Raw genomic sequence first — 3,833 nt, 5'->3', positions numbered from 1 at the left:
CCAAGCACCTCGAAGATCAGCGCGATGCCGACAAGCACAAAGGCCATCGACATCTCGCTCTTGAACTTCCGCTTAACTGTCAATCCTGCGGCGTCAGAAGTTGTGGTCATTGTGCGGCGAGCTCCATGATCTTGACCTGGTCCGCGTCCGCGCGGTCGAGGATGCCCGCCAGCCGTCCCTGGCGGATCGTGACGATGCGGTCGCTCATGCCAAGAATCTCCGGAAGTTCGGAGGAGATCATGATGACGGCGACACCTGTAGAAGCGAGTGTGGAGATCATTCGATGAATCTCCGCCTTGGCGCCGACATCGATCCCGCGGGTTGGTTCATCGAGGATAAGCACCTTGGGTTTTGTCAGCAGCCAGCGGCCGATCAGCACCTTCTGCTGGTTGCCGCCCGAAAGGTTGAGGATCTTCTCACCCATGCTTGGGGTTTTCACGCGTAGCGTGGTTTTCATCTCTTCGCATTCTTCGGAAAGGCGCTTCTGCTGCACGAAACCGTGTTTGACATACCCACCATGAAGCGCGGCCAACTGCATGTTCTGTTGGATGTCCAACAGCAAGAAACAGCCCGATTCCTTGCGGTCTTCGGTGAGGAACGCCATGCCATTCTCCATGGCGATGCTCGGAGAGGTGATCTTGATCTCCTTGCCGCCAATGGCGATGCTTCCCGAAGTTGCGGGCGTCACACCGAAGATCGTTTCCGCGATATTGGAGCGGCCGGCGCCGACCAGTCCGGCTATCCCGAGGATTTCGCCGGCATGAAGATCGAACGATACGTCTTCGAACACACCCTTCAGGCCGAGATTTCGGACGCTGAGAACAACCTCTCCGATCTTCGATTCCACCTTGGGAAACATCTGGGAGATTTCGCGCCCGACCATCATGCGAATGACTTCGTCGCGCGTCAGCTCCCTGGAGGCCTTGGTCGCGATGTGCCGGCCGTCCCTGAAGATCGATACCTCATCGGCAATCTCAAACAGCTCGTTCATCTTATGCGTGATGTAGATGATACCCTTGCCTTGTTCCCTCAGCGTGCGAATGATGCGAAACAGGTGCTCGACTTCACGTTCGGTCAGCGCCGACGTCGGTTCGTCCATGATGAGGACGTCTGACTGGTAGGAGACGGCCTTGGCGATCTCGACCATCTGCCGGCTCGCCACCGACAACTGCCCCACTCTCTCGTCGGGGTCGAGATCAATTCCAAGCTCCTTGAACAGGCGATGTGTGCCGGCACGCAGTTCCTGATGATCGACAAGACCGAAGCGATTTCGCGGTTCGCGGCGGATCCAGATATTTTCCGCGATCGTCATGTGGTTCATCAGGTTGAGTTCCTGGTGAATCATCGCAATACCGTTGTCGAGTGCGTCGAGCGGACTGCGCAGCTTGATCGGCACGTTGTTGAGATAAAAGTCCCCCGCATCGGGCGTGTAGATGCCGGCGATGATCTTCATCAAGGTTGACTTGCCCGCGCCGTTCTCGCCCATGAGCGCGTGAACGGTGCCGCGACGAAGCCGGAAGGAGACGTTGTCGAGGGCAACGTTCCCGGCGAATTCCTTGCGGACGTTTTCGACCTGCAGGAGAAATTCGGCTGTTGGAACGGCCCCGCTCTCTCTTACGGCTTTGATAGTTGAGGGGGAAACCTTCGTCATGTAACCAAACCCTTCCGTGACCCGTCTGCTGAGGCTGGCAGACGCGCCGACGGCGCGCCTGCCTGTTCATTTGGCGCTAGTTCTTGCTGAGATAGCTTTCGACGTTTGCGGGATTGACCAGCTCGTAGGGAATCCAGAGCGGCGATTCGACTTTCTCACCCTTTGCGAGCTTCATGGCCACCTCGAGCGATCCGGCGCCCTGTCCGATCGCATCCTGAAAGACGGTAACCTGCAGATCCCCGTTCTTCATGTATTGCATCGCTTCCTTCGTGGCATCGACGCCGGCGACGATCACCTGCGAGGCGTCCAGGCCGGATGCTTTGAGCGAATTGATGGCGCCGATCGCCATCTCGTCATTGTTCGAGATGATCGCGGCCGGTTTGTATCCGGCGGTGATCCAGTTCGTCACCAGATCCTGTGCCTTAACCGGATCCCAGTTTGCCGACTGCTCGTCGATGATCTTCATGAAGTTGCATTCGGCCGTTGCGGCAACCTCGTGCACGGCCTGGCTGCGCAGCACCGCCGTTTCGTTGGCAAGCACGCCCTGGATGATCAGAATATCGGCAGAATCGCCCTTTCCACGCTCCTTGAGAACACGGCAAACTTCCTGTGCTTCCAAGGTGCCGGCAACCTTCTCGTCCGAGCCGACGAACGCCGCTTTCGGGCCGAGCTCGTGGACGTCGCTAGGCGTATTGTTGACGTAGACGAGCGGGATGCCGGCGTCGGCTGCAAGTTTCGTCATGGTTGGCGTCGCGGACGTCTCGACTGTGTTGACGATAATGGCGTCGACCTTAGCAGCGATGAAGTTCTGCACCTGCGACAGTTGGCGATTGACATCGCCTTCAGCAAACTCGATCTGCAGCGGCTGGTTTGATTGTGCAGCCTTGTCCTTGATACCCTTGACCAGTACGGCAAGGTTTGAATCGCTGTGAGAGATGCTAACGCCGATGTCGCCGGCGAAGGCTGTCGATCCAAGAAATGCCATGGACGCTGTCAGAATAATCATTCGGTTCATCATCTATTCCCCTTTAAAGGGTGTCCGGCAGCACCCGATTGTTTGTCCGGAACGTCCACCTCCACCGAGGACGTCTCTTGGTTCAGGCGGATTGCCGAACCTTCAGCTCGAATGGCAAAATGATACTTCGACCGTCTTCGAAACCGGGTTTGGGCGTTTCGATCAACTTGGCGATCGCCGGACCGAATTCGAGTGCCGGTACCTTTACGGTGGTCAACCAGGGGGCCAACCACTCGTTCAATCGGTTGTCGTCAAAGCCGAATATGACAAGGTCGTCGGGCACACGAAGATTGCGCTCCATAGCCGCCCGGTAGAAACCGTAGGCGATCATGTCGTTTGCGCAGAAGACGCTGTATTTCTTCGGTTCGAGGTCGAGAAGTCGGCAGGCATGCTCGTAGCCGGCCTGCATCGTGTAGGGGCTCTCGAGCTGCAGCACGCGCGAGGCATCGCCCACGCCAGAAACGAAACCGTCAAGTCTCGCAGTACTACCAAAATAATGACGCGGGCCGTGGATCGCGACCCAGTTCTCATAGCCACGCTCAATGAAGTAGCGCCCCACTGCCAGCCCGGCCTGAAAGTTGTCGATTCCCACATAAGGGGCGACAATTCCCTGAGCCGGCCGCCGGTTTGCGAAGATCAGGTTGCCCTGCTTTGCCACCAGTTCCCGGAGCCTTGGCGTGTCGATCGCACCCTGCAATACGATTGCTCGTGCGCGCAGTCCTTGCGCGTCAGCGAGAAGGCGATCTTGCTGCGCGGCGTTTTCGCCGGTGTTTGCCAGAACCATCGACAGGCCAATGCCCTTGAGGGCGCTTTCCACCGAGACAGCGATGTCGGCGGTGAAATGGTTGGTCGCGTCCGGCACAAGCATGACCACGACGCGGCTTTGAGCAAGGCGTAAAGACCGGCCGATTTCCGAGGGGGTATAGCCCAGGGACTTCGCCGCTTGGCGGACGCTCTCGATCGTGCGAGGAGCGATCGCGTCGGCCTTTCCGGAGAAGTAACGCGAGACTGTCGCGGTCGAGACGCCCGAGAGACGTGCGACATCACGTATGGTTGGTGGTTTCGTCATATCGCAGTCCCGAGTATTCGAATGTCAACGATTACATCGCGATTGTAAGCTATCGCTTATTTTGTTGTTTTAGCCTTGGCATTTGCGGCGTCGACGAG

General features: G+C 57.7%; 3 protein-coding genes. All 3 read right to left on the bottom strand.

What is annotated here, in order from left to right:
- Window positions 1-106 precede the first annotated feature (106 nt).
- On the bottom strand, window positions 107-1,651 hold the full coding sequence (locus CO666_RS33165; protein ID WP_097616177.1) for a sugar ABC transporter ATP-binding protein: 1,545 nt from the start codon (window positions 1,649-1,651) through the stop codon (window positions 107-109).
- A gap of 76 nt (window positions 1,652-1,727) precedes the next feature.
- Window positions 1,728-2,666, bottom strand: coding sequence for a substrate-binding domain-containing protein (locus tag CO666_RS33160; protein ID WP_097616175.1), 939 nt, complete (start codon window positions 2,664-2,666; stop codon window positions 1,728-1,730).
- An 82-nt stretch (window positions 2,667-2,748) separates the two neighbouring features.
- Window positions 2,749-3,735: a LacI family DNA-binding transcriptional regulator gene (locus CO666_RS33155; protein ID WP_097616173.1), complete on the bottom strand. Its 987-nt coding sequence runs from the start codon at window positions 3,733-3,735 to the stop codon at window positions 2,749-2,751.
- Window positions 3,736-3,833 lie beyond the last annotated feature (98 nt).

It is taken from the genome of Rhizobium chutanense (assembly GCF_002531935.1).
GTDB classification, from domain to species: Bacteria; Pseudomonadota; Alphaproteobacteria; order Rhizobiales; family Rhizobiaceae; genus Rhizobium; species Rhizobium chutanense.
Note: the sequence above shows the minus strand (reverse complement) of the source record. Positions and strands in the feature narration are given on the sequence as shown.